This window comes from Acetobacter oryzoeni, assembly GCF_004014775.2.
Lineage (GTDB): Bacteria > Pseudomonadota > Alphaproteobacteria > Acetobacterales > Acetobacteraceae > Acetobacter > Acetobacter oryzoeni.
In genome coordinates this window covers 1,936,179-1,959,659 of sequence record NZ_CP042808.1, presented here as the reverse complement: position 1 = coordinate 1,959,659, position 23,481 = coordinate 1,936,179, and the positions used below count along the sequence as shown (strand labels likewise).

The following is a 23,481-nucleotide window of genomic DNA, read 5'->3' as shown; positions in this document are numbered from 1 at the left end:
TCTAATGTTTAGTCCCTGATAAATGCAGAAGCGGGATACCCTTGTGCAAACAGAGCCGTGCGGAGGGATGTATGGTTGATCTGGGCTGCAATTTCCTTGCGCACAACCGGTTTGGCATAAAAAGCCATACCTAGCCCGGCCTTACGCAGCATGGGTAGATCATTGGCGCCATCACCAATAGCCAGCGTGGCTTCTGTGGGCAGGTTGTGTGTAGCTGTCAGCTTTTCCAGCAGGCTCAGCTTTGCATCGGGGCCCAGAATAGGCTGGCCGGTTGCGCCTGTCAGGCAATCTTCTGCATCAAAAAGGAGCGTGTTGGCGTGGTTTTCATCAAATCCGCACAGCGCCGCAACCTTGGAGGTAAAAAAGGTAAAACCACCAGAAACCAGCGCCGTGTAAGCGCCGTGGGCATGCATGGTCTGCACCAGTTCGCGCGCGCCAGAGTTCAGTTTGACGTCCTTCCACGCTTTTTCCAGCAAGGAAGCTGGTAGTCCCTTCAACAGGGCCACGCGTTCACGTAGGGATGTTGCAAAATCCAGCTCACCATTCATGGAGCGTGCGGTAATAGCGGCTATTTTTTCACCAATACCGGCATGGGTTGCCACATCATCCAATGTTTCATTGGCAACAATGGTGCTGTCCATATCAGAAACCAGCAGTCTTTTGCGGCGCGTGGCTGTATGTGTCAGCACCGTATCTACGGGCAGGGTGTTCAGCGCTTCCCGCACGGCTGGCAGTTTGGTGGCTGCATTTTCCGGGCAAGGAATATCAACGGCTTCCCCGGCAGAAAGCACAATGGCTTCTGCATTGGTGGCAAGAATGTCGCGCACCAGTGCAATGGTGGCGCTATCAAGGGTGGTTGCCTCACGCTGGGCAACAAGGGTCAGAACAAGGCTCGTCATGGCAAAGGGGTGTGTGGCAGGAATGCAGGCATGAGGCAAGCAGAACACCATATGGGCAGACTTGCGGATGCTTCCGCCAACCTGCCCGCAGCACTTATTGTGGCCGGGCCAACCTGTTCCGGCAAATCAGCTTTGGCGCTGGCATTGGCCCGCAGATTGAATGGCGAGATTATTAATGCCGATTCCATGCAGGTTTATAAGGACCTCCATATTTTAACGGCTCGCCCCAGTGCGGAGGACGAACAGCTTTTGCCACACCGGCTGTATGGTGTGCTGCCAGCAGAAGAAAAAGGCAGTGTGGCATGGTGGCGAGAGCAGGCTTTGGCTTGCATGCAGCAGGCATGGGCGCAAAACCGTTTGCCCATTTTATGTGGCGGCACAGGCATGTACTTGCACGCCCTTACAAATGGCTTGGCCATTATCCCGGATGCTGGGGAGGAGGCCCGGCAGGAGGCCCGCCAGAGTGTGGCACAGTACGGCGCACCTGCTTTGCACGCCCGACTGATGGAAGTGGACCCTGAAACAGCTAGCCGTCTGAGGCCCGTGGATTCCCAACGTGTTTCACGCGCGTGGGAAGTCTGGCGTGGCACAGGGCATGGGCTGACATGGTGGCATAAGCAGCCCGGCTTACCGCCTGCTGCCTGCCGGTTTGTAGCTGTGCGCCTAAATCCTGAACGTGCGGAACTGCGGGCACGTATTGCCGCAAGGTTTGAGAACATGCTGCGCAATGGTGCTGTGGCGGAGGTGCAGGCGCTATTGGCCCGAAAACTGGATACCACCCTGCCAGCCATGCGCGCGCACGGTGTGCCCGAGCTTTCTGCCATGCTGCGTGGAGAGATAACCGAGCAAGAAGCCACGCAACGGGCTGTGCAGGCCACAGGGCGTTATACCAAGCGGCAGGCAACGTGGTTTGCGCACCACAGTTTGGCAAAAAAGGGCTTGGAATGCACAGTTGATGCATCTTTTTCTGATTTTGCGCAATTTTCGGAAAGAAAATACGAAGAAATTGTATCTTTCGTTCTCTCTGGGATTGACGCTGCCTGATTCGAGGCCTAAAGATGCGGCCTGTCCCATTTCCGGGAAGAGAGGATGACATGACACTCAAAGCTGCTTCGGCACCATCAGACGCACGGAACACACCAGCTCTTTCTGGTGCGGAAGTCCTTATGCGCGCGCTGGCTGAGCAGGGTGTGGAGATTATTTTCGGATACCCGGGCGGGGCGGTCCTGCCGATTTATGATGCCCTGTTTAAGCAAAACCAGATTCGCCACGTGCTGGTAAGGCACGAGCAGGCGGCTGTTCATGCAGCAGAGGCTTATGCGCGTTCTACCGGCAAGGTAGGGGTTGTGCTGGTTACCAGTGGTCCGGGTGCTACAAACGCCGTAACCGGCTTGCTGGATGCCATGATGGATTCCATCCCGCTGGTGTGTCTGTCCGGGCAGGTGCCTACAAGCCTGATTGGCTATGATGCGTTTCAGGAAGCAGATACCACCGGCATTACGCGGCCTGTTACCAAATACAATTATCTGGTGCGCAAGCCCGAAGATCTGGCGCCAACAGTGCATGAGGCCTTTGCCATTGCACGTTCTGGCCGCCCCGGTCCGGTGCTGATCGATCTGCCTAAAAACATCACCGTGGGTGATGCGCCATATATGGGCGCTCAGGACATTGCACCCCGTACGGAAAGAACACAGGCCAAGCCGGATAAAGATGCTGTGGCCCGCGCCGTAAAGGCCATGAAAAATGCCAAGCGTCCGCTGTTTTATACGGGTGGTGGCATTATCAATTCTGGCCCGCAGGCCAGTGAAGCCTTGCGCAAACTGGTGAAGATGACGGGCTTTCCCATCACCTCTACGCTGATGGGGCTTGGGGCTTATCCGGGCACCGATTCCCAGTTCTTGGGCATGTTGGGGATGCACGGCACCTACGAAGCCAATCTGGCCACGCATGATTGCGATGTGCTGATTGCGCTGGGCAGCCGGTTTGATGACCGTGTGACCGGGCGCGTGGATGCGTTTTCCCCTACATCCTTCAAAATCCATGCGGATATTGATCCGGCCCAGATCAACAAGATCATCCACGTAGATGAAGCCATTATTGGTGATGTGGGTGAAACCATCGCCATGATGATTGAGGAATGGGAAAAAGAACCCGCCTACACCCATCAGAAAGACCTGGCGGAATGGTGGAGCCGGATTGATGCATGGCGTGCGCTGGATTGCCTGCGCTTTACGCAGGATCAGGCGCCAGATGCGGTTATCAAGCCCCAGCAGGCTATTCGTCGTATTTACGAACTGGCGCGTGAAACCGGGCGGGATACCTATGTTTCAACCGAAGTTGGGCAGCATCAGATGTGGGCTGCGCAGTTCTTCCGGTTTGATCATCCCAACCGCTGGCTCACATCTGGTGGTCTTGGCACCATGGGCTATGGCTTGCCAGCAGCCGTTGGTGCGCAGATTGCACACCCCGATGCATTGGTGATGGATATTGCTGGTGAAGCTTCCACCCTGATGAACATTCAGGAACTGGGCACCATTGCGCAGTATCGCCTGCCGGTAAAAATCTTCATCATCAACAACCACTATATGGGCATGGTGCGCCAGTGGCAGGAGCTGCTGCATGGCTCTCGGTATTCTGAAAGCTACAGCGATGCGCTGCCAGATTTTGTAAAGCTGGCAGAAAGCTTTCACGGCACAGGCCTGCGGGTTACGCAGTTGAGCCAGTTGGATGATACCATCCGGCAGGCACTGGCGCATGATGGGCCGGTAATTGTGGATATCTGCGTGGCGGAAGGTGAAAACTGCTTCCCCATGATTCCCTCTGGTGCTGCCCATAATGAAATGATTTTGGGGCCAGATCAGGAAGAAAGCGGAGCCAAGATTACCAAAGAAGGGCAGATGCTGGTCTGAGGCCGGTCGGGGCTTTCCCCAAGAGGTCTCTTTCTTCTTCCAGTCTGATTTCAGGATACACTGACAATGCAGCAGGAAAATTCCGGTTCTGCCGTTATCTCTCTTTTGGTGGATAATGAAAGCGGCGCTCTGGCCCGTATTGTGGAGCTGTTTTCTGGCCGTGGATACAATATCCAGAGCCTGACAGTGGCCCCGGTTGATGAAAACCAGACCACATCCCGCGTGAATGTGGTGACAACCGGTACACCTTCCGCCATTCGCCAGATACGCGCCCAGATTGCGCGTGTGGTGCCTGTATCCCGTGTTGTGGACCTTACGGCAGAAGGCCCATATGTGGCGCGGGAAATGGCGCTGGTGAAAGTGGTTTCCTCTGGCGAACCACGCACGGAGGCCCTGCGGATTGCGCAGGCATTCCGTGCACGGGCGGTGGACACCACGGCGAGTTCTTTTGTGTTTGAACTGACTGGCTCTACAGAAAAGCTGGACAGTTTTATCGAGCTGATGCGTCCGCTTGGGCTGGCTGAGGTGTCGCGCACAGGCGTGGCCTCCATTTGCCGCGGGCCGCAGACAATTCAGAGCATCTGAAGTATGAGAAAAGCCGGAAAAGCTATTCCGGCTTGTTAAAAGGAGCAAAAACCATGGCAATGCGCGTGTATTACGACCGTGACGCCGATGTGAATCTGATTAAATCCAAAAAGGTTGCCATTATTGGTTATGGTAGCCAGGGCCATGCCCACGCTAACAACCTGAAGGACAGCGGCGTGAAAGAGGTCGTGATCGGCCTGCGCGAAAGCTCCTCAGCAGTTGAAAAAGCCAAGGCTGCTGGCTTCACCGTGATGACCCCAGACCAGGCTGCTGCATGGGCAGACGTGGTTATGGTGCTGACGCCGGATGAAGGCCAGGGCGCACTGTACAAAGAATCTCTGGAAAAGAACCTGAAGCAGGGTGCCGCTCTGGCATTTGCTCATGGTCTGTCCATCCACTTCCGCCTGATTGAAGCGCGCCCTGATCTGGACGTGTTCCTGATTGCACCAAAAGGCCCAGGCCACACCGTGCGTTCCGAATATCAGCGTGGCGGCGGCGTGCCCTGCCTGGTTGCTATTGCGCAGGATAAGTCTGGCAAGGCTCTGGACATTGCTCTGTCCTATGCTTCCGCCATTGGTGGTGGCCGTGCAGGCACGATCGAAACTTCCTTCAAGGAAGAAGTTGAAACCGATCTGTTTGGTGAACAGGCAGTTCTGTGCGGCGGTCTGGTTGAACTGATCGGCGCTGGCTTTGAAACGCTGGTTGAAGGTGGTTACGCACCGGAAATGGCATACTTTGAATGCCTGCACGAAATGAAGCTGATCGTGGATCTGATCTACGAAGGCGGCATTGCCAACATGAACTACTCCATCTCCAACACAGCTGAGTATGGTGAATACGTATCTGGCCCGCGCGTGATTACGCCGGAAACCAAGAAAGCCATGAAGGGTATCCTGACGGACATCCAGAACGGTACGTTCGTGCGTAACTTCGTGCTGGAAAACCAGTCCGGCAACGTGTTCTTCAAGGCCACACGTGCACGTAACGATGCCCACCAGATTGAAGCTGTTGGTGAAAAACTGCGTGGCATGATGCCGTGGATTGCAAAATCCCGTCTGGTTGACAAAACCAAGAACTAATTCAGTTCTGGCGTTAGCCGTAGCAAAAAGCCCTGCCACCAAATGTGTGGCAGGGCTTTTTCTATTTAAGGGTTATCGCAAGGCTAAAACCACGAGCGAATGCCAAAGGTAAAACGTAAATCCTCTGGCCCATTTTCTGCCATGCGGGTGTTGTTTCTGGCTATGCTGGCGGTGCTGCCATAATGCCCGGCATAGGTAACAGCAATATAAGGGGCAATCTGGCGTTTGAACTCATAGCGTAGGCGCAAACCTGCATCTATGTCAGAAAAACCTCGGCTTACACCGCGTTCCGGGTCTGCATGAGAATAGAAGTTCAACTCGGCCTGTGGCTGTAAAATCAGGCGGTTGGTAATCAGGAAGTCGTAAGAGCCTTCCAGTTTGCCAGCTACACCAGTGTTGTTGAAATACGCCGTGGCAGAGACATCAAAAAAGTAAAGTGCCAGCCCTTGTACGCCCACCGCACCCCATGCGCGGGTAGGGCCGCTATCTACATCCAGCCGAATACCAGCCTGCACATCAAAATAGGTAGAAATGGCTCGGTCATAGAAGAACTCATGATCACCATCTGAAAAACGGCGGTGGCCATCTAGCACGCCTTCAGACTTTACCCAGAACTTGTTGTAATCCGTGCCAAACCACGCTTGGCCAGAATACCTAAACAAGCTGTTGCCCGGTGTATATCGGCCTTCAAACTGCTCCAAGAGAGCATGGAAATATGTGTTGTGGTCCATAACCGGATGGATGTGCTGTACGTAATGCACTTTAGGCACAGGTGGCGGCGTTGCAGGCCACTGGGCACTGGGCGTTACGGGTGGGTAGGCAGAAGTGCCCACCTTGGTGCTTTTGTTGGGTGCAATGGTGTGCCCAGAATGCTGGGCCGGGTTTGAGCTTTGCTGCGGTTTAGGTTTTGGGGCAGGCATGTCCATGTCGCCCATATCCATATCATCCATGCCTTCCATACCTGCATGGTTCATGGAAGCTGCCTTGGCATGGGGCATAACTGCAGGAGCCATAAGCAGAGCGGACATACCCCACAGCAAAAAACGGGAAATGTATTGGCGGTTCAAACATGTTTTCATGACACCACCACCGTGCGAAACATGCCTAAATCCATGTGGTAAAGCAGGTGGCAGTGAAAAGCCCATAAGCCCGGTGTATCGGCAGAAACCAGATAGCTTAGTTTTCCGCCCGGTTGCACAATAATGGTGTGTTTTACCGGGTTGTACAGGCCGTTCCCGTTTTCCAGTTCGCTCCACAAACCATGCAGATGGATGGGGTGTTCCATCATGGTGTCATTTATCAGGGTAAAGCGCACCCGTTCACCCAAACGCAGTGGAATAGGCTCGGCTTCCGAGAACTTTTTGCCATCAAATCCCCAGATATAACGCTCCATGTTGCCGGTAAGATGCAACGTGATCTCGCGCGATGGCGGGCGTTGATCTGTAGCTGGGTGGGTGGCGCGCAGGTCTGCGTATGTCAGAACCCGTCGGCCGTTGTTTTGTAAGCCATCACCGGGGTCTGCCAGACGGTTGATCGGCATGGCGGCGCGGTTCTGGTTTTCTACATTCAAAGGCGGCGCATGCGTTTTTGTGGCTTGGTGCATAGGCATGTCGTGCATATTCATGCCGCCCATATCGTGCCCTCCGTGCATGGCCATACCCATATCCACCATGGTGCGTACGGGCCGTTCATCCATGGGGGGAACAGGTGCGCTCATGCCGGAATGAGGGGCAAGCGTGCCGCGGGCATAACCCGTTCTATCCTCACTTTGGGCAAAAATGCTGTAGGCTTGGTTGCCTTGAGGCTGCACAATGCAATCATACGTTTCAGCCACACCAATGCGGAATTCATCTACCCGCACGGGTTCAACATTATTTCCATCCGCCTGAATGATATCCATCTGTAAGCCGGGAATACGGATATCGTAAAAGGTCATTGCGGAAGCGTTGATAAACCGCAGTCTGATGCGTTCACCGGGTTTAAAAATACCGGTCCAGTTGGCAGCAGGGGCGCAGCCGTTCATCAGATAGGTGTAGATAATGCCGCTTACGTCTGAAATATCCGTAGCGGACATGTTCATGCCAGCCCACTGCATGCGGTCTTTTAGTGTCGGCCAAACGCCGGATTTCTTGGCATCATGAAAAAACGAGACAGCCGTACGTTGCCGGAAATTATAGTAGTCATCCTGAAATTTCAGCTTGTTGATGATGGTATGGGGCGCCACATCAGACCAATCTGAAAGCAGGATGACGTAATCCCGGTCATAACTATTGGGGTCTGGCTCCTTGGGGTCAATCACAATGGCCCCATACAGCCCCATGGCTTCCTGCATGTTGGAGTGGCTGTGATACCAGTATGTGCCACTCTGTTTTACAGGAAAGCGATAGGTAAAGCGTGCGCCGGGTTCAATTCCGGCAAAGCTTAGCCCTGGCACGCCATCCATATGTGCGGGGCACCGGATGCCATGCCAGTGGATGGAGGTTGTTTCGTCCAATGTATTATGGATGTTCAGGCGTAAATCATCGCCTTCACGCCATCGCAGGATAGGGCCGGGCACACCACCATTCATGGTGGGCACGCGCTGCGGTTTGTTTAAAATATTTACGTTTGCCCAGCCGATGGTCAGATCAAACGTGTTGCTGGCGTTTGGGGGTACAATCCCGGATGTGTGGGCAGAAGCAAAAGCTTGTTTGGGTGGCTTAAGGGTATACAGGGCTGCCAATGCGCTGCCGCCAGTTATAAACTGCCGACGAGACACATTTCTCCCTTTCAAAACAGGGCGAATATGCATGGGTATTGTCCATTCTGCATCATGCTGCACGCATATAGGAACGCGCAGACCGACTGATTAAAACGTATGAAAAATCAGGCGTTATGCAGTTTGGGTGGTCTGAGCAGGGGATCTGCTGTGTAATCTGGCAGGAATAAAACATTCCTGCGTAACCGATGCGCAGGCATTTGCCATGCAGCATCATGCGCAGGCGTATAAGGCAGAAGCGCAGAAAGGCCGGCTGCAGAGCAGTCTGGCTGGCAACAATGCTGTTGATGATGGTGTGTATGGGTTTGCAATGCACAATGAGCAGCATGTGCCGCATGATGTTCCATCGGCATGTTCATGGAAGCATGAGAATGGCACTCGGCAGATTGTAAGCCTGTGTGCCAGTTCGTCATGGCGTGGGCGGATGCAAATATCTTGCCCGGCAAAAGCGCATGCAAGCTTATCAGCACTGCTACAAAAAGCAGGCCGCTCAGAATTTTTCTGAAAGGCAGGATGCGATCCATCATCTCGCCACCATATCTGCAATGTGTATATGAGAGCAAGAAAATGTCCTGCAAAGCAGGAAGTCGTATCATAGTGGTTTTCTGGTGCGGTGCGCAGGCGTGGCAGTTACAGGCGGAGTAGGGTGAATGAGCCAGACAATCAGTTTCCCGGTAGAAGGGATGTCCTGCGCCGCATGCGCTGCCCGGCTGGAAAAAGTGCTGAACAGGCTGGAGGGTGTGCAGGCCTCTGTCAATTTTGCAACGGCCAAGGCACAGGTTGATTTGGGAGCAGGTGCAAGCAACGTAACGGATATATTGGACGCCGTTACCAAAGCCGGGTTTGGAGCGCAGACATCCAGCGTGGATCTGGCTCTGACAGGGCTTTCTTGTGCGGGCTGTGCCGGACGGGTGGAAAATGTGCTGAACGCCCTGCCATCTGTGCATGCAAACGTTAATCTGGCTACCGAGCGTGCACACGTTACTTTTGTTCCCGGCATAGTTACCGCGCAGGCGCTGATAGCTGGGGTAGAAAAAGCCGGATATGGCGCAAGTGTCTTCCAACAGAAAACAGCGGAAGAAGCCAAACATCAGCGGCAGAAGGAATGGCGCACCGCACTAACAGGTTTTGTGCTGGCTGCGGTTTTAAGCCTGCCATTTCTGCTGGAAATGGTGGGTATGATGGTAGGCGCACACCATACGGTTATGTTGCCGCTATGGGTGCAGCTTGTTTTGGCTACTGTGGTGCAGTTTTGGTGTGGCCGCTCCTTTTATGCGGGTGCATGGCACGCATTGCGCAGCGGTGCCGCCACCATGGATGTACTGGTGGTTTTGGGCACCAGCATTGCCTATGGCTTCAGCGCGGTTGTGGTGCTGTTTGGGCTAGATCAGCCTGTTTATTTTGAGGCCAGCGCACTGGTGATTACGCTGGTATTGCTGGGCCGTTTGTTGGAGGCCCGCGCCAAGGCGCGCGCAGGTGCTGGTATGGAAAGCCTGCTGCGGCTTCAGCCCAGAACAGCACATGTTGAACGCGCTGGGCAGATAACCGATGAGCCCGTAGAGCAGTTACAAGTGGGCAATGTGTTTCTGGTGCGCCCCGGTGAGAGTATTCCGGTAGATGGTGTGGTGCTTTCTGGTGCATCGGATGTGAACGAGGCCATGCTGACGGGTGAGAGTGTGCCTGTTGCCAAGCAAACGGGTGCCAACGTGTTTGCAGGCACATTAAACCAGACAGGAGCCCTGCGCGCCAAAGTAACCGGTGTTGGCAGCCAGACAGTGCTGGCAGGCATTGTGCATATGGTAGAGCAGGCACAGGGCAGCAAAGCCAGTGTGCAGCGGCTGGCAGATAAGGTGGCGTCTGTTTTTGTGCCGGTGGTGCTGGCGCTGGCTGTGCTGACATTTGCCACAGGCTGGTTGCTAACAGGTGTGTGGGACCAAAGCCTTGTTAACGCTATTTCCGTGCTGGTCATCGCCTGCCCGTGCTCTTTGGGGTTGGCTACTCCTACCGCCATTATGGTGGGCACGGGGCTGGGCGCACGTGCGGGAATCTTGTTCCGTAATGCAGATGCGCTGGAACAGACACGCAAGCTCACAACGCTTGTGGTGGATAAAACAGGCACCTTAACCCAAGGGCAGCCCGCAGTTGTGGATGTTCAGGTGGCAGAGCATGTTTTTGCACATGATGTACTTGCCGTGGCATATGCGCTGGAAAGCCAATCCGAACATCCGTTAGCGCGTGCGGTTGTGAACTATGCACGTGCGCAGGATGTTACTGCGGCAGAAATATCTGGCTTTCAGGCTGTGCCGGGGCAGGGTGTTAGAGCAGAATATCAGGGCCACCCTATTGCGTTGGGTTCTCCTGCATATCTGGATACCTTGGGGTGCACGATCGATCCTGATCTTACCCAAAGCTGGCAACAGCAGGGGCGTACAGTTGTGGGTGTGGCGCAGGGGCAAACGGTTTTGGCATGGTTTGTGCTGGCAGATCAGATCCGCCCAGAAGCGCAAGAAGCAGTAGCAGCCTTGCAGCAGCAGGGTTTGGATGTGGTGATGCTTACGGGGGACAACGCCCGTGTGGCGCAGGCCGTGGCCCAGCAGGTGGGCATAAAAACAGTTATTGCTGGCGTGCTGCCAGATGGCAAAGAGGCTGAAATTCGTAAACTGAAAGAGCAGGGCAAGTGCGTGGGCATGGTGGGCGATGGTATTAATGATGCCCCAGCTCTAGCCTCTGCCGATGTTGGTTTTGCCATAGGTGCTGGGGCAGATATTGCCTTGGAAACGGCCGATGTTGTGCTAATGCGCAGCAACTTACTGGCTTTGGTGGATGCGCTTTCTCTCTCACGCGCCACGGTTTCCAAAATATGGCAGAACCTGTTTTTTGCTTTTATTTACAATGTTCTCGGTTTGCCTTTGGCAGCCCTTGGTAAGCTGGACCCGGTTTTGGCAGGGGCTGCCATGGCGATGAGTTCTGTTTCCGTTGTCAGCAATTCTTTGTTGCTGAACCGGTGGAAGCCCAAATCCTAATTCTATCAGGTGGGGAGGGAAGGATTGGTTTCCCCCAATAGAATACTGCCTTCTTCTGGCAGCCATTCCCCTGTGTTTTCATCACGCCCTTGCAGGTAAAACTGCCGGGGCGCGGTGTCTGAGGCAGATTGTGCGGCCTTTTGCAAAAATTTCTGCATGGGGGCGGATTGTTTGCGGTTTATCAGACAGTTCAGCTTGCTGTCAGGAAAAGCTTCCAGCATATGCGCTGAGCAATCTTCTCCCGCAAAAATCATGAGCGGCGACATTTGCCGTTTTGCGACAAAGTATTTGTGAATAATGGCGGTTTTTCCTGCATCTGCCGGGAAGGGGTAATGTGCGACCTCGGTGGAAAGCAGGATTTTTTTACGCTCGGCCAAACGTGCGCCAAAAACATGTTCACGCGGCAGGTTGTATCCATATTCAGCCGATGTGGCGAAAAGCGCCGTAATATCCTCCATGCCGGAGGTGCAGATAACCGGGTCTATCCCGTGTTCTTGCAAGATCTGGAACAGGTTGGCCATTTCCGGCGTAAGGCGCAGAGCTTGCACAACTTTGGTAGATACCGGGCCTGCCTTGCCGGGGCGTTCTGCCGGGCATTCCCATGTTTGCGTGGTTATGGAAGCCCCAAGGCACCATTCGTTAGCGGCACGGCTAAGGGCTATAACGTCTGTTGCCGTCTGCCCTGCGACCAGCCGTATCATCCAGCGTTGTGCGGCTTCTGGCCCATGTAGTGTGGCAACAGCCTGTTGGCAAAAGGCCATTCTGGCCCGAAAAGCTTGAAGAGTGACATCTTTTGCCAACACATCCCGTGGGAGTGGGTGGGGCATGTGCCCATAACGGGCTGCCAGTGCACGGTAATCCTCTATCAGATCATCCACCAGCACAGGAAAGGAAACAGGTTGCCCGGCCATATTAACAAATGGTGCCGGTAAGGGGTGCGCAAATGCATGCACGTGGATGAGATGCCGGAATTCATCTGCACGCATCAGAAAACTAAAGTGTTCCAGCATGTAGAGGAACAGCGTTTCCTGCACATCGCCCACAATGGCTGTGTTGTTCCAGTCCACCACCACGTAGGGCCGGCGCTGCGGGTTGTAGGTGGAGGAATATTGCCCGTTGGCGTTGATAACGGTCTGAATGGCCTTATGCACATGCGGTGCCCATTTAAGGGTTTCCAGCATGGGCGGCTCGCGTTCCATCAGTTCGGGAATAGATGTTGCACGTGCAACAATGGGTGGTCCAGCCAGAGCAGAAATGCCCATACCAGCACAGCAAAGACTAAAACGACGGCGAGAAAGACTGTTACGCATAAAAACCTCTGGCTGGTTTGCGTAGGGTATGAATCAGCGCGTTAAGTAAGGTGTGTGTAATTGTAAACCAGAATACAGCAAAATACCTTTTGCCTGACAGGCCATTAAAGTGGGGGTGAGGTCAGACTCTAGACCTTGGGTGGCATCTGTAAGAAGCACGGTTGTATATCCGGCTTTTTGTGCATCTAGTGCAGTGGCTTGCACGCAGTATTCCAATGCCAAGCCACATACAAAAACACGTGTGATGCCATGCTGTTTTAAAACAGCATCAAGCAACTGGCCCGACTGTGTTTGAGCCCCAAAAGCAGAGTAACTGTCCTGATCGGATTGTGCGCCTTTAAACAGGTGCAGGGTACGTTCAGGCAGGTGTAAATCTTGGGGAAAGTCTGCTCCGTGTGTATTGGCTACACAATGTGGAGGCCACAGACCGTTCTGATGAGTGGTTTTGAAAGAAACATGATCGGATGGGTGCCAGTCCTGCGAGGTCACGATCAACCCAAAAGGTAAATGTGCCAATCTGTTAATAACAGGCACAATGGTATGACCTTTGGGCACAGGCAGAGCGCCATCTGGCAGAAAATCGTTCTGCACATCCACCACAATCAGCGCATCCGTTTTGCCCGGTATAAAGGCAGGAAGGGAAGGCGCTGATTGCAGAGGCATGTGTGTTACTCTTTATGCAGAAGGAAGCAGCCGGGCCAAGGCGCGGGAGCGGCCAATTAACGGCAGAAGATCACGCAGTTCCGGCCCTTGTTCTTCCCCTGTCAGTGCCAGACGGAGGGGGTGAAACAGGGCTTTGCCAGAACGGCCCGTTTTTTCACGCACAGCGGTTGTCCATGCCTTCCATGTGGTTTCATCCCACGGTTCAGGCGGCAACAAGCTGGCGGCTTCTTTCAGGAAGTCATCTTCACCTTCCTGCACAGGAGGGATGATGTCTCCATCCGTTATATTATGCCACAGGCGTGCTTCTGAAAGCAGTTCGATATTCCCGCGAATAGCCAGCCAGAAGGCTTCGGTCGCGCCTTTAGGCAATCTGTCAGCCACATCTGCATAGGGTGTCTGGGCCAGCAGCTTATGGTTCATGGCCAGAAGCTGGCGGGTATCAAACCGTGCTGCAGAGCGGGAGATATGGGAAATATCGTATATCTTGGCCTGCTCATCAAACGGGAGCAGCACCGGATCATCCGAAGAACCAAGGCGGGCAAGGTAGGAGATCAGCGCGGTTGCTTCTATGCCGTCCTGACGGAATGTGCGTAGTGAACACGCATCAAAGCGTTTGGAAAGTTTGCCACCGTTTTCATCAAGCAGCAGCGGCAGATGTGCAAAACGGAAATGGTCAGGATGTGCGCCAAGGGCTTGGGCAATATCAATCTGCACGCCCGTGTTGGTCACGTGGTCTTCCCCACGGATAATGTGGGTAATGCCTGTTTCCAGATCATCCACAACAGAGGCCAGTGTGTACAGCACCGTGCCATCTGTGCGCACCAGAACGGGGTCTGAAACAGAAGGGAGTTTAACCTGGCAATCGCCCATCACCATATCGCGCCAGCGCACGGTGGTGTTGGATAGCTTGAAGCGCCAATAGGGCACTTTACCATTTGCTTCTGCCTGGGCGCGCTGCTGGGGGGTCATTTTCAGCATGGCGCGGTCATAAACCGGGGCGCGGCGCTGGCGGATCTGTGTTTCGCGCTTGGCGGCCAGTTCCTGCTCGCTTTCAAAGCAGGGGTAAAGGTGGCCAGAAGCCTTCAGCTTCTCAATAGCTGCAGCGTAGCGGTCCAGCCGTTCTGTCTGCCGGAAGGTTTCATCCCACTGAATGCCCATCCAGTGCAGATCTTTCTGGATAGCTTCCACCAGCTCCTCGCGGGAGCGGCCGATGTCCGTATCATCAATACGAAGTTGGAATTGGCCACCGTGGCGGCGGGCGTAAAGGGCATTGGCAAGTGCCTGACGGGCATTGCCAACATGCAGGAGGCCGGTAGGGCTGGGAGCAAAACGGAGTTTCATGACAGAAGCTTATGGCGCGAATGAACAGGAAAGGCCAGCCACAGCGTTATGCTGTGTTAGTGCTGGTGGCCGCCATTATCGGCATCGTCTGTCGTGCCGTAAAGGTCTGTCAGGTCTTCGTTATCTTCAACCAGCCGGCGCGGGTCCAGCGCGCGCCAGTCTCGTTCCATCGGTGTTGCGCGGTGGGCTGTAAAATCATCCAGCTCATTGGCGGAATGCCAGCCATCTTCACCTGCATCCAGCACAACGGCATCTTCACCAAAGCTGAACCACGTTGTCAGCACATCTTTGGCGCTGGCGCCGGGGGTGCGGCAGCGTTCTACACTGTCGCGCACATAGGCGCGGGCAAATGCGTTGGCGTGGGCCAGATCATGAAAAACGCCAACATCTTCCACAATGTTATCTTCCGCACCCCCAGAAAGATCCAGAATGCGAACTTTCCATGTTTTGTCTTCGGTATCAGTCTTCTCGGTCATGCCTGTTCGCCTTTGGTGGTTTTGCGGAAGGAGGGAAGAAGGAATTCCCGCCCGATTTTTACCCGTTCAACGCCGTTGTAGGAGACAATATCGGCTGTGGCGTAGGTTTCGTTCCACAGTTCAGGAATAAAGGAGCCTGTGCCAACAACATCAATAGGGGCGTGTGCATCCGCCATACAGGCGCATTTGGTTACGCCGAAGCCAGATGAGGCAATAATTTTAACGTGCGGAAAACCTGCGTGGTCCAGCTCTTCACGCATTTTCCAAATGGCTGCGGCAGAAACACCTGTGCCAATCAGGTAACGCAGTTCTTTATCAGACCGGTAACGGCGCAGTGCCTCTGGCGCATGACGGTTGACCACCGCATAGGATTCCTGCGGGTTTAACCCCTGCATAAAGCGGCCACCATGCGTATCCAGCCTGACAGCCAGTTTGCCTTCTGCCGCCAGTTTGGGAAAGCGATTGCAAACGGCTAGTGCGTCCGTAATTTCCTGCCCAAAGTAATCTACCAGCACCACAAGGTCTGTATGCGGGAATTCTGCATGGAACATTTCAGCCGCACGCACGGTAGAGCCCGCATAGCCAATTAAGGCATGAGGCATGGTGCCTGCGCCATGTGTGCCCCCAAAAAAGGGTGCTACGGCATCATTGGCTGTGCCTACAAACCCTATAGCCCCGTTTTCCTGCGCCTCACGCCCCCCAACAGAAGCCGCATATGCCATAAGCTCCTGCATTTCATACCCGGCGCAATGGCGGGCATCCATGGCCAAAAAGCGGGTATGGGGTAGGGAAAGCGCCATCTGGTAAGCGCGGTGTGCTGCAACACATGGGCTGCCGAGTTTTTGCAACAGCAGTGTTTCTAAATCCGCCAGATGGGTAAAGGAGCCTGTTACGTAAACCAGCGGCTCACCAGCACCTACCCATTCACCTTCTGGGTGCACCACATCTACGGTGTAGGGGGCTTGACGCTGGGCCATAACATTTTTCAGCCATTCCAGCATCAGCCCCGGAGCAGAAATAACCGGACGACGGATAAAGAAGGCGTATGTAACCTCACAATCTCCAAACCGGCTTACAATCTGGCGGGTACGATTAAAGTAGGAATCTGTGCGCGCGCGAATTTCCGCATCGGAAAGCGGTGCTGCTGTGCGGGCGGAACAGACGCCAGCTGAAGGTTTGGAGAAGGAATGCGTCATCCTGATCTGCTCTTTCTGCCATTGGGGCTGCAGGGATGATGGGAACAACAGGGGGCAAGGTAAACCCCACCCCCCGGTTCTGTGATCAGCCTGAATGTTCAGGCTGAGTTCATAAAAGCGTGTTTGCCTTAGCGTTCGCTTTTGAGTTCTTCCGCAATCAGGAATGCCAGTTCCAAGGATTGTTCGGCATTCAGGCGCGGGTCACAGAAGGTTTCGTAACGATTGCCCAGATCTTCTTCTGTCAGGCAATGCGCACCACCTACGCATTCCGTTACGTTCTGGCCTGTCATTTCCAGATGCACGCCACCAGCAGGCACGTTTTCTGCCGCACAGACAGCAAAGAACCCTTTTACTTCCTTCACGATGGAATCGAAGGAACGGGTTTTGATTTTCTGCTGTGTGGATGTGGTGTTGCCGTGCATCGGGTCTGTCAGCCACGTTACAGTCTGCCCGGTCGCTTTTACGGCCCGCATAAGTGGGGGCAGTTTTTCTGTAATCTTATCTGCACCCATACGAGAGATAAGCGTAATACGCCCGGCTTCGTTTTTCGGGTTCAGAATTTCTGTCAGCTTTTTAATGTCTTCCACGCTGGTGGTGGGGCCAACCTTAATGCCGATAGGGTTACGCACACCACGCAGGAACTCCACATGCGCGCCATCAGGCTGGCGGGTACGATCCCCAATCCACACAAAGTGGGCGGAGCAGTCGTACCATTCACCAGATGTCGAGTCGATGCGTGTCAGAGCCTGCTCATAAGGCAGCAGTAGCGCTTCGTGAGAGGTGTAGAACTCTGTTTCATCAATCTGCGGGGCAGATGCAGCGTTCAGCCCACAGGCCTGCATGAATGCTAGCGTTTCCCCAATGCGTTCCGCCATTACGCGGTAACGGTTGGAAAGGGGAGAACGCTCCACAAAGCCCAGATTCCAGCGGTGCACCTGATGCAGGTTGGCATACCCACCGTGCGAGAACGCACGCAGCAGGTTCTGGATACCGGTGGACTGAAAATAGCCGGTTTCCATCCGTGCAGGATCAGGGATGCGGGATTCAGGCGTAAAGTCTGAACCGTTAATAATGTCACCCCGGTAAGATGGCAGGGTGACGCCATTTACGGTTTCCGTATCGGAAGAGCGCGGCTTGGCGAACTGGCCAGCCATACGGCCAATTTTAACAACCGGCACCTTGGCGCCAAATGTCAGCACCACGGCCATCTGCAACAGCACGCGGAAGGTATCGCGCACGATATTGGCTTTAAATTCACCAAAGCTTTCAGCGCATGCGCCGCCTTGCAGCACAAAGGCCTGCCCGGCAGCGGCCTGAGCCAGATGGTTGCGCAGGGTGCGCACTTCCCCGGCAAACACCAGCGGCGGATAGGAACTCAGCCGGTCTTCAACCGTTTTAAGCGCGGCCTGATCCGGATAACTGGGAATCTGCTTTACGGGAAACGAACGCCAGCTATCCGGCATCCAGGTCGCAGACGTCGGGTTGGGCTGGGTGAGCGTTGCACTCATAACGCGGTTCCTGTCAGTTTAAGGGTGGTCAGGTCAAAGATTGAATAAAGAGACATAAAGCACTTTGCACCCGCTTACGGATGCCAAGGGGAAGCCTTTATGTCTAAAACAGCGGCAATAGGCAAATCTGATCTTTATACCAAATGCGCGCGCCTGCCTTTAATGTATGGCGGGCATATGGCCGTTTGGTTTGGCATTTTGCCACGTTGGTGCAATATAGCACCAGCACAGCCCGGCTGGAACGGTTTTTCGGGCAGGGTAAATTTTCATTTTTTCGCGGGGTAACGCGCAATGGCGCAGCTGCGTAAACCGTTTGTAACGGTGCTTTCGGGCATATGTGTTGGTTTTGGCCTTATGGCTGGTATTTCTGCAGCTTATGCAGATCCGGCCCTGATGCCAGATGATAATGTTTCCTTTGCTGAAGGTTCTGGCAGCCTCGATTCCAATGGCCAGCAGAGCCAGTCTTCTGAAAAGAAGACTGTTCATGGGCATCGTAACCTGCCGCCGGGGTACCAGGATGCACCATCTATGGATTTCCAGCATGGCGCAGATCCAGATCATCTGGCCAAGGTGCATCGTGACTCGGTAACCGGTTCCGATATTTCCAAATACGGTTCTGCCTATCAGAGCAGCGGGCCGTTTGGTTCTGGGCAGGTTGGGGATTCTACCGGCAACGGGTGGGTTATCCCGCGCTAATTTTCTTCCACCACGTGTATCTGGGCCTGACCATTTGTCAGGTCTGTGATGCGTTGGGTGATGCCTTCCTGCCATTCTGCTGGCAGCGTAAGAACGAACTGGGCCCCCAGAGCATCAAATTCTGGCGTGTCAGCCTCAACACCCCATTCAGGTAGACGAGACTGCAGCAGCCCGATAAGTGAAAACGGGCAATGAAAGCTCAGCTTGATACGGTCTATCAGCGGTTCTTTGGGGGCTTCCCGCAAACATTCTGCCGCAGTGCCCGCATAAGCGCGCACAAGGCCGCCAGCCCCAAGCTTGATGCCGCCAAACCAGCGCGACACCACAATGGCAACCCGATCAAGCTTTTGTGCAACAACAACTTGTAAAATGGGCCGCCCGGCAGTGCCCGATGGTTCTCCGGCATCATGGCAGCGGCAGTGCGGGCCAAACTGCCATGCCCAGCAATGATGCGTGGCATCTGGCCCTGCCGCAGCAATACGGCTGATAAAAGCTTCGGCCTCTTCTATGCTGTTTATGGGCGTAGCGCTGGCGAGAAAGCGGCTTTTTTTAATATCCCGTTCCAGAGTAAAGGGGCTGAGAAGCGTTTCGGTCATGCGCTTGATGATACAGCCTGCCTAAAGCCCCGCAAACATGTATTCTGGCGGATATATACGCAGAATATCGCTGTTATGGCCTTATTAAGGATGTTTCTTTGGTAAAAGGGCATGACAGGATGGTGAAAAACAGGCTTGCTCTGTTGGGTGTAGGATCGTTTTGTTCCAATATATGGGAACAATGGCCTTTCACTGCTGCCAGACCATATATCTGTTGGCAGTGAAGCAGAAAAAGGAAAGCAGCAGCATGATGCCTGTGTTGCGTAAGAAGTGGTTAGTTGTGGCAGGTATTTGCGCAGTTGCTCTGCCTGTTCTGAATATGCCTTCTGCCATGGCAGAAGAAGGGATGGGCGATGATGACGATGCAGAAACGCATCGCCCTGCAGATATGCACAAGTTGGCAACCAAACCGCCATTGCCACGTGCCCATAAAGATTTCAGCAAATATCGCTACAAACCAGAAGGCGATAAAGTTCAGGAACAGCCCGATGCCAATCGGCTGTTATTCTGGACACAGGATGGCAAGCCAGATGGTTATGCGCAGCGGCGTGGAAGCAGCATTATTTATTATAATGCACAAGGGCAGGCGATACGCATCCAACACCTGACCCCAGCAGAAATGGCTGAATAAAACGGGTTTCCTTCTTCTTTCTGGGTCATATCAGAAAGAAGAAGGTATTTTTACCCAGCGGAAATCAGATCCAGAATAGCAGCGGATGTTTCCTCAATAGACCGGCGGGTAACATCAATAACCGGCCAGTTATGGCGGCGGCATAAGCGGCGCGCCCAGTGCAGTTCTTCCTGCACCTTTTCCAGATCAATATAGGCGTAATCTGCTACCGGATCGATCTTGGCCTTGGATGGCACCATCTGAGACAGCCGATTACGGCGAATTTCAATCAGACGTTCCGGGTCTATTGTAAGGCCAATAACGGGTTTATCTGTTGTGAACAGATCCTGCGGTGGCTCAATGCCCATAACCAAGGGCACATTGGCGGCTTTTAGGCCCCGGTTTGCCAGATAGAAGCATGTAGGTGTTTTGGAAACGCGCGAAACACCAACCAGAATAACATCTGCTTCGTTCAGGCCCTTGGTTTCCTGCCCATCATCATGCGCCAGCACATAATGCATGGCTTCAATACGCTGGTAGTAGTTTTCATCCATGATGTACTGGCCACCCGGATGACGTGTCGCTTCTTCGCCCGTTTCTTCCGTCAGAAAGTGGAGGGCATTATCCAGCACGTCCAACAGTCTTACCTGTAGGCTTGCGCAGCCAGCTTCCATATCAGCCTGCAAGGTCGGGTCTGTTAATGAAGACATCACAGGCCCACGGTCTAGCGCGATATGCCGCAAAACCCGGCGGAGCTGAAGCTGCGTGCGAATAAGGTTCCAGTGGCGCAGATGCACCTCTGTATTGGGAAACTGCGCAATACAGGCGCGGGCAACAGAATCCAGCGTCTGGCCCGTTGCTTCGGAGACAAGGTGGAGCGTGATTTTTTTTTGCATGATCTGGATTTGAAAATGGCCGCCTCGGTGAGAGGCGGCCACCTTTTCGTTCAGGCTTTTACGGCCTTGTTATTTTTGGCAGCCAGTGCGGCCTGTGCTGCGGCCAATCTGGCAACGGGCACCCGGAAGGGGGAGCAGGAAACGTAATCCAGTCCAACTTCCTCAAAGAAGGAGATGGAAAGCGGATCGCCCCCATGTTCACCACAGATGCCCAGTTTGATGTCAGGCTTGGTGGCGCGGCCTTTTTCAACACCCATACGCACCAGTGCGCCAACGCCTTCGCGGTCGATCGAAACAAACGGATCCTGCGGCAGCAACCCTTTTTCCACGTATTCTGGCAGGAAGGAGCCAGCATCATCGCGGGAGAGGCCAAGGGTGGTCTGTGTCAGATCGTTTGTGCCGAAGGAGAAGAAGTCTGCACTCTGTGCAATCTGGTCTGCCGTAATGGCTGCGCGTGGCAGCTCAATCATGGTGCCGATCTTGTAAGACAGCTCTGCTTTGCGTTCAGCAAGAACGTCAGCAATGGCGGTTTCACAGGTTTTACGCACCAGATCCAGCTCTGCTTTTGTGCCAATCAGCGGGATCATGATTTCCGGGGCAACAGGCTTGCCTGTTTCCTTGGCGATATCAAGAGCCGCTTCTGCAATGGCACGCACCTGCATGGCGTAGATTTCGGGGTATGTAATACCCAGACGGCAGCCACGGTGGCCCAGCATTGGGTTGGCTTCAGATAGCGCAGAACGGCGAGCCCGCAGGGTTTCAACATCCTGCCCAAGCGCTTTGGCAACTTCTTCCAGCTCTGCTTCACCATGCGGCAGGAACTCGTGCAGCGGCGGATCAAGCAGACGAATGGTAACAGGCAGCCCCGCCATAATGCGGAACAGTTCTGTAAAATCACTCCGCTGGAAGGGCAGAAGCGCGTTAATGGCCTTGGCGCGTGTGGCTTTGTCATCCGCCATGATCATCTGGCGCACATGGCCAATCCGATCCGGGCCAAAGAACATGTGCTCTGTGCGGCACAGACCAATACCTTCAGCCCCAAAACGACGGGCTGTTGCCGCATCTTCTGGTGTTTCAGCATTGGCGCGCACACCAAGGCGACGGATGGAATCGGCCCACCCCATAAGAGTTGCAAAGTCACCTGAGAGTGTTGGCGGAATGGTGGGAACACGGCCTTTGTAAACAGCACCCGTGCCGCCATCCAGCGTTAGCCAGTCACCTGCTTTGAGCGTATGACCATCCACTGTCATGGTCTGGGCTTTGTAATCCACAGTAATGCTGCCAGCACCGGCTACGCACACGCGGCCCATGCCACGGGCCACCACGGCTGCGTGGGATGTCATGCCGCCGCGTGTTGTTAGCACACCGCGGGCAGCGTGCATGCCGTGCACGTCTTCCGGGGAGGTTTCAACCCGCACCAGAATAACATCTTCACCTTTGGCAGCACGGTCTTCCACGTCCTCGGCAGAGAACGCGATCACGCCTGTTGCCGCCCCCGGAGAAGCGGGAAGGCCGCGGGTTAGAAGCTGACGTTCTGCCTTGGGGTCCAGCACAGGGTGCAGGAGCTGATCAAGAGATGCAGGTGGCACGCGGTTAACGGCTTCTTCCTGCGTGATCAGGTTTTCCTTGGCCATATCAATGGCAATGCGCAAAGCAGCGGCGGCAGTGCGTTTGCCCGAACGAGTCTGGAGCAGGTACAGCTTGTTGGCCTGCACCGTGAACTCGATGTCCTGCATATCGCGGTAGTGGCGTTCCAGCAGATCGCGCACTTTCAGCAGTTCCTGATACGCGTTGGGTAGGGCCTTTTCCATAGGCACCTGGCCTTCAGCCGCACGAGATGCAGCCATGGGCTGCGGTGTGCGGATACCAGCCACAACGTCTTCACCCTGCGCGTTAATCAGGTATTCACCGTAGAAAATGTTTTCACCGGTGGAAGGATCACGCGTGAAGCAGACACCGGTGGCACAATCATCACCCATGTTGCCGAACACCATGGACTGCACGTTAACAGCCGTGCCCCAGCTTGCCGGAATATCATGCAGCTTGCGGTAGGTGTTGGCGCGTGGGTTCATCCATGAGCCAAACACGGCCCCAATGGCGCCCCAAAGCTGTTCCTTCGGGCTTTCAGGAAAGGCGGTGCCGGTTTCCTGCAGAACAATCTGTTTGTAGCCTTTAACGACTTCCTGCCATTCTTCAGCGCTCAGAGACGTATCGTCATCTTTGCCGATGGCACGCTTGATCTGCTCAAGCAGATCTTCAAAGCGGTGGTGGGCAACACCCAGCACAACAGAGCCGTACATCTGAATGAAGCGGCGGTAGCTATCCCATGCAAACCGGGCATCACCGGATGATTTTACAAGCCCTTCAACGGTGCTGTCATTCAGCCCCAGGTTGAGAACTGTATCCATCATGCCGGGCATGGAAACACGTGCGCCAGAACGGACAGAAACAAGCAGGGGGGCATTGGCATCGCCAAAGCGCAGGCCCATGGCTTTTTCAACCAGACCCATAGCTTCTTCAAGCTGGGATTCCAGCTCAGCCGGGTATTTCCGTCCGTTTTCGTAGAACGCCGTGCAGACTTCAGTGGTAATGGTAAATCCGGGGGGGACGGGCAGGCCGATATTGGCCATTTCTGCCAGATTGGCTCCCTTACCGCCGAGGAGATTGCGCATCCCGGCGTTGCCTTCGCTCTGGCCTGCGCCGAAACTGTAGATCCACTTGGTCATGTGCCGTTCACTTCATTCCTGCATACAGTAAAGCCAAAAGCCCCGACCGAGGGGAGGAAAAGGAGATAACGGGGCGATAGGCTGGCCTGCGTGCTATTTTTATTCTTGGTTTTGGACGACTTTGGTAATCCATCCCTTCGTTGGAAGGTAGCATGGCGCAGTTTTGCTGGGTGGGCAATCTCTCTTTTGTATCAGAATACAAAAAAACGT

Annotated in this window: 20 protein-coding genes; 7 read left to right on the top strand and 13 right to left on the bottom strand. The window is 54.3% G+C overall.

What is annotated here, in order from left to right; all coding sequences use genetic code 11:
• Positions 1-8: 8 nt before the first annotated feature.
• Positions 9-899, bottom strand: a complete 891-nt coding sequence (gene serB, locus EOV40_RS08990; protein WP_128105710.1) for a phosphoserine phosphatase SerB — start codon at positions 897-899, stop codon at positions 9-11.
• A 30-nt stretch (positions 900-929) separates the two neighbouring features.
• Here serB and miaA point away from each other — a divergent pair, with 30 nt between their 5' ends.
• The 4 genes from miaA (at position 930) to ilvC (ending at position 5,472) form a co-directional block, all read left to right on the top strand.
• Entirely contained in the window at positions 930-1,943 is a 1,014-nt protein-coding gene (gene miaA, locus EOV40_RS08985) for a tRNA (adenosine(37)-N6)-dimethylallyltransferase MiaA (RefSeq protein WP_128105709.1), read from the top strand.
• A 14-nt stretch (positions 1,944-1,957) separates the two neighbouring features.
• On the top strand, positions 1,958-3,808 hold the full coding sequence (gene ilvB / locus EOV40_RS08980; RefSeq protein WP_208729144.1) for a biosynthetic-type acetolactate synthase large subunit: 1,851 nt from the start codon (positions 1,958-1,960) through the stop codon (positions 3,806-3,808).
• A gap of 66 nt (positions 3,809-3,874) precedes the next feature.
• A complete protein-coding gene (ilvN, locus tag EOV40_RS08975) occupies positions 3,875-4,393 on the top strand; it encodes an acetolactate synthase small subunit (protein WP_003623117.1) in 519 nt (172 codons plus the stop codon).
• A 59-nt stretch (positions 4,394-4,452) separates the two neighbouring features.
• The gene (gene ilvC / locus EOV40_RS08970; RefSeq protein WP_128106233.1) at positions 4,453-5,472 is read left to right on the top strand and encodes a ketol-acid reductoisomerase; all 1,020 of its coding nucleotides are present in this window, start codon (positions 4,453-4,455) and stop codon (positions 5,470-5,472) included.
• An 83-nt stretch (positions 5,473-5,555) separates the two neighbouring features.
• On the opposite strand, the gene EOV40_RS08965 is transcribed toward ilvC, so the two are convergent.
• The 3 genes from EOV40_RS08965 to EOV40_RS15135 are packed head-to-tail and all read right to left on the bottom strand — an operon-like array spanning position 5,556 to position 8,757.
• Positions 5,556-6,551 carry a copper resistance protein B gene (locus EOV40_RS08965; RefSeq protein WP_128105707.1) on the bottom strand — a complete coding sequence of 332 codons (996 nt, stop codon included), beginning with the start codon at positions 6,549-6,551 and terminating at the stop codon, positions 5,556-5,558.
• Complete coding sequence (locus EOV40_RS08960) at positions 6,548-8,293, bottom strand: copper resistance system multicopper oxidase (RefSeq protein WP_128105706.1); 1,746 nt, start codon at positions 8,291-8,293, stop codon at positions 6,548-6,550. The genes EOV40_RS08965 and EOV40_RS08960 overlap by 4 nt, the downstream gene beginning before the upstream one ends.
• A 44-nt stretch (positions 8,294-8,337) precedes the next feature.
• Entirely contained in the window at positions 8,338-8,757 is a 420-nt protein-coding gene (locus EOV40_RS15135; protein WP_208729135.1) for a hypothetical protein, read from the bottom strand.
• A 123-nt stretch (positions 8,758-8,880) separates the two neighbouring features.
• Between EOV40_RS15135 and EOV40_RS08950 the strand changes: the two genes are divergently transcribed.
• Positions 8,881-11,253, top strand: coding sequence for a heavy metal translocating P-type ATPase (locus EOV40_RS08950; protein WP_128105705.1), 2,373 nt, complete (start codon positions 8,881-8,883; stop codon positions 11,251-11,253).
• 5 nt (positions 11,254-11,258) lie between these two features.
• Here EOV40_RS08950 and EOV40_RS08945 read toward each other — a convergent pair whose 3' ends face one another.
• From EOV40_RS08945 to EOV40_RS08920, 6 genes are all read right to left on the bottom strand, one after another.
• Positions 11,259-12,563: a lipoprotein pyruvate-formate lyase gene (locus EOV40_RS08945; RefSeq protein WP_128105704.1), complete on the bottom strand. Its 1,305-nt coding sequence runs from the start codon at positions 12,561-12,563 to the stop codon at positions 11,259-11,261.
• A gap of 33 nt (positions 12,564-12,596) precedes the next feature.
• Entirely contained in the window at positions 12,597-13,226 is a 630-nt protein-coding gene (locus EOV40_RS08940) for a nicotinamidase (protein ID WP_128105703.1), read from the bottom strand.
• Between the two features lie 12 nt (positions 13,227-13,238).
• The gene (gene gltX / locus EOV40_RS08935) at positions 13,239-14,567 is read right to left on the bottom strand and encodes a glutamate--tRNA ligase (RefSeq protein ID WP_128105702.1); all 1,329 of its coding nucleotides are present in this window, start codon (positions 14,565-14,567) and stop codon (positions 13,239-13,241) included.
• Between the two features lie 56 nt (positions 14,568-14,623).
• Positions 14,624-15,043, bottom strand: coding sequence for a hypothetical protein (locus EOV40_RS08930; RefSeq protein WP_042787758.1), 420 nt, complete (start codon positions 15,041-15,043; stop codon positions 14,624-14,626).
• Entirely contained in the window at positions 15,040-16,287 is a 1,248-nt protein-coding gene (locus EOV40_RS08925; protein ID WP_080986698.1) for a nicotinate phosphoribosyltransferase, read from the bottom strand. The genes EOV40_RS08930 and EOV40_RS08925 overlap by 4 nt, the downstream gene beginning before the upstream one ends.
• An 80-nt stretch (positions 16,288-16,367) precedes the next feature.
• Positions 16,368-17,747 (bottom strand): class II 3-deoxy-7-phosphoheptulonate synthase, encoded by a 1,380-nt coding sequence (locus tag EOV40_RS08920; protein ID WP_050818311.1) that lies wholly within the window; start codon positions 17,745-17,747, stop codon positions 16,368-16,370.
• 291 nt (positions 17,748-18,038) lie between these two features.
• On the opposite strand from EOV40_RS08920, the gene EOV40_RS08915 reads away from it, so the two are divergent.
• Complete coding sequence (locus EOV40_RS08915; protein WP_003623098.1) at positions 18,039-18,443, top strand: hypothetical protein; 405 nt, start codon at positions 18,039-18,041, stop codon at positions 18,441-18,443.
• Here EOV40_RS08915 and EOV40_RS08910 read toward each other — a convergent pair.
• Complete coding sequence (locus EOV40_RS08910; protein WP_128105701.1) at positions 18,440-19,039, bottom strand: IMPACT family protein; 600 nt, start codon at positions 19,037-19,039, stop codon at positions 18,440-18,442. The two genes, EOV40_RS08915 and EOV40_RS08910, sit on opposite strands and share 4 nt — an antisense overlap.
• Positions 19,040-19,211: 172 nt before the next feature.
• On the opposite strand from EOV40_RS08910, the gene EOV40_RS08900 reads away from it, so the two are divergent.
• Complete coding sequence (locus EOV40_RS08900; protein ID WP_087651874.1) at positions 19,212-19,670, top strand: hypothetical protein; 459 nt, start codon at positions 19,212-19,214, stop codon at positions 19,668-19,670.
• A 50-nt stretch (positions 19,671-19,720) separates the two neighbouring features.
• On the opposite strand, the gene EOV40_RS08895 is transcribed toward EOV40_RS08900, so the two are convergent.
• Both EOV40_RS08895 and ppdK read right to left on the bottom strand, forming a co-directional pair.
• Positions 19,721-20,545, bottom strand: a complete 825-nt coding sequence (locus tag EOV40_RS08895) for a pyruvate, water dikinase regulatory protein (protein ID WP_050818308.1) — start codon at positions 20,543-20,545, stop codon at positions 19,721-19,723.
• Between the two features lie 50 nt (positions 20,546-20,595).
• Positions 20,596-23,271, bottom strand: coding sequence for a pyruvate, phosphate dikinase (gene ppdK, locus EOV40_RS08890; protein WP_128105700.1), 2,676 nt, complete (start codon positions 23,269-23,271; stop codon positions 20,596-20,598).
• Between the last annotated feature and the right edge of the window lie 210 nt (positions 23,272-23,481).

Coding starts and splice junctions, on each gene's coding strand:
- ilvN (WP_003623117.1), top strand. CDS start 3,875: ATGCAGCAGGAAAATTCCGGTTCTGCCGTTATCTCTCTTTTGGTGGAT.
- EOV40_RS08930 (WP_042787758.1), bottom strand. CDS start 15,043: ATGACCGAGAAGACTGATACCGAAGACAAAACATGGAAAGTTCGCATT.
- EOV40_RS15135 (WP_208729135.1), bottom strand. CDS start 8,757: ATGATGGATCGCATCCTGCCTTTCAGAAAAATTCTGAGCGGCCTGCTT.
- EOV40_RS08910 (WP_128105701.1), bottom strand. CDS start 19,039: ATGACCGAAACGCTTCTCAGCCCCTTTACTCTGGAACGGGATATTAAA.
- gltX (WP_128105702.1), bottom strand. CDS start 14,567: ATGAAACTCCGTTTTGCTCCCAGCCCTACCGGCCTCCTGCATGTTGGC.
- EOV40_RS08915 (WP_003623098.1), top strand. CDS start 18,039: ATGGCGCAGCTGCGTAAACCGTTTGTAACGGTGCTTTCGGGCATATGT.
- serB (WP_128105710.1), bottom strand. CDS start 899: ATGACGAGCCTTGTTCTGACCCTTGTTGCCCAGCGTGAGGCAACCACC.
- EOV40_RS08965 (WP_128105707.1), bottom strand. CDS start 6,551: ATGAAAACATGTTTGAACCGCCAATACATTTCCCGTTTTTTGCTGTGG.
- ilvC (WP_128106233.1), top strand. CDS start 4,453: ATGCGCGTGTATTACGACCGTGACGCCGATGTGAATCTGATTAAATCC.
- EOV40_RS08920 (WP_050818311.1), bottom strand. CDS start 17,747: ATGAGTGCAACGCTCACCCAGCCCAACCCGACGTCTGCGACCTGGATG.
- ppdK (WP_128105700.1), bottom strand. CDS start 23,271: ATGACCAAGTGGATCTACAGTTTCGGCGCAGGCCAGAGCGAAGGCAAC.
- EOV40_RS08940 (WP_128105703.1), bottom strand. CDS start 13,226: ATGCCTCTGCAATCAGCGCCTTCCCTTCCTGCCTTTATACCGGGCAAA.
- EOV40_RS08945 (WP_128105704.1), bottom strand. CDS start 12,563: ATGCGTAACAGTCTTTCTCGCCGTCGTTTTAGTCTTTGCTGTGCTGGT.
- miaA (WP_128105709.1), top strand. CDS start 930: ATGAGGCAAGCAGAACACCATATGGGCAGACTTGCGGATGCTTCCGCC.
- ilvB (WP_208729144.1), top strand. CDS start 1,958: ATGCGGCCTGTCCCATTTCCGGGAAGAGAGGATGACATGACACTCAAA.
- EOV40_RS08900 (WP_087651874.1), top strand. CDS start 19,212: ATGGGAACAATGGCCTTTCACTGCTGCCAGACCATATATCTGTTGGCA.
- EOV40_RS08895 (WP_050818308.1), bottom strand. CDS start 20,545: ATGCAAAAAAAAATCACGCTCCACCTTGTCTCCGAAGCAACGGGCCAG.
- EOV40_RS08950 (WP_128105705.1), top strand. CDS start 8,881: ATGAGCCAGACAATCAGTTTCCCGGTAGAAGGGATGTCCTGCGCCGCA.